This is a genomic window from Methylobacterium crusticola (assembly GCF_003574465.1).
Classification (GTDB): domain Bacteria; phylum Pseudomonadota; class Alphaproteobacteria; order Rhizobiales; family Beijerinckiaceae; genus Methylobacterium; species Methylobacterium crusticola.
This window is the reverse complement of record NZ_QOWC01000479.1, coordinates 1-1081: the sequence shown is the minus strand read 5'-3', so window position 1 is coordinate 1081 and position 1081 is coordinate 1. Positions and strand designations below refer to the sequence as shown.

At 77.8% G+C, this 1081-nt stretch carries 1 protein-coding gene; it reads right to left on the bottom strand.

The genetic code is table 11. The features are described from left to right. Positions 1-1081, bottom strand: a 1081-nt coding sequence (locus tag DT057_RS34995; protein WP_128566568.1) for a lipase family protein, incomplete at both ends; no start/stop codon positions are given.

Genomic DNA, 1081 nt, shown 5'->3' with positions numbered 1-1081 from the left:
CGCAATTGCTCGGCGCTGGCGCGCCGGCGAAGCGGTCCCCGATCCAGCCGAGCGCCGCCGGCGCGGCGTCGCGCGCCACGAACAGGTGCCCGACGCCCGGCACGAGAGCGAACGCGACCCGGCTGCCCGCCCGGCACAGCCGCGCCCGGTAATCCTGCGTCACCCGGGGCAGCACGAGGGTGTCGGCGCTGCCCTGGGCCAGGAAGACCGGGATCTCGGGCGCCAGCGTGCCGGGCGTGTTGCGGGCCAGCAGCGACCGCCACGGCTGCCGGTCGGCGAGGTCGTCGACCGCCAGGAAGCTGCGATCGAGCGCGCGCGAGGGGCCGCGGCGCTCCAGCACGTCGATGATCGTCTCGAGGCAGTCGTCGGCGAGCGCGTCGATCACCGGCAGGGCGGCCGGCGTGACCACCTTGGTGATCGGCGCGCCGTAGACCCGCGACCACGACCACAGGGTCATGGCGGTGAGGTTCTTGCCGCCCGAGGTGTCGAGGTCCGCCATCATCAGGGTGGCGAGCTCGGTCGCCGGGGCGGCGGCCGCGACGCCGACGAGCGTCAGGTCGGGCGCGTAGCGCCGCGCCAGGAGGCCGGTGAACAGCGCCGCCTGCCCGCCCTGGGAGTGGCCCCAGACCGCGAAGGTGCGGGAGGCCCGGCCCGGCCCGGCGAGCGCGCGCGCCGCGCGCACGGAATCGAGGACGGCCCGCCCCTCGCTGTCGCCGACGAGGTAGGGGTGGACGCCCGGCGTGCCGAGGCCGGGATAGTCCGTGGCGGCCACGACGTAGCCGCGCTCCAGCATCTCGCCCAGGCCCTGGATCGAGCGGAACAGCCCGCGGGCGAGGGAGGGCGCGCACCTGTCGACCACGCCGGTGGTCGGGTGCGCCCAGGCGACGATCGGCCGCCCGCCCGGCGGGACGGGACCCGCGGGCACGATGACGGCGCCCGAGACGGCGATCGGCTCGCCGCGCAGGCCGGTGGAGCGGTAGAGCACGCGGTAGGCCGCGGCGCCGTCCGGCGCCCCCGGGATCGGCTGCCAGTCGAGGAGGGCGCCGGGCGCCGAGCCGGCCCCCGCCCCGCGGCGCGTCGC